Below are 609 nucleotides of genomic sequence, written 5' to 3' on the forward strand. Positions count from 1 at the left end.
GTTAAACAAGTTTGTCGATCCGCAAAGAAACCTTCTTGCAGAACTAAAAAAAGCACTGAAAAAAAACGAATTAACCTTGTATTACCAGCCTCAAATTGATGTTGAAAGCGGACGCGTGTTTGGTTACGAAGCGCTGATACGCTGGGAGCATCAACAAAAAGGTTTTATTGCTCCAGATGAATTTGTTCCTGCGGCAGAACAGAACGGGTTAGTATCGTTGCTAACTGACTACGTTTTAGAAAAAGCTGCGGACGATTTCTCCAAACTGACGTTTACTCATCCGGTGCATCTTGGTGTCAATGTGCCCCCTGGCTACCTTGTCGGTTCTCATGTAATAAGAAAACTGCAACTCATCCACAGGAAGCTAAGTGAGAATAATGTGTCGCTCGGCATCGAAATTACGGAGCGTCAGTTGATCAATGGGGAAGCAAGGAAGCATATTGCAGCGTTGCGTGTGCACGGAATTGATGTACTGATCGACGACTTTGGAACTGGGCAAACGTCGTTAGCATTTTTGCAGCACATGAAAATTGATTATTTGAAAATCGACAAGTGTTTTGTTGAAACAATAGGCATTCAAAGTGTGAGTGCATCCGTATTGAATGCCAT

General features: G+C 42.9%; 1 protein-coding gene. It reads left to right on the forward strand.

The window, feature by feature from the left end:
• Positions 1-609, forward strand: a 609-nt coding sequence (locus tag R7Q11_RS27625) for an EAL domain-containing protein (RefSeq protein WP_225467164.1), incomplete at both ends; no start/stop codon positions are given.

Source organism: Vibrio sp. 970 (genome assembly GCF_033339075.1).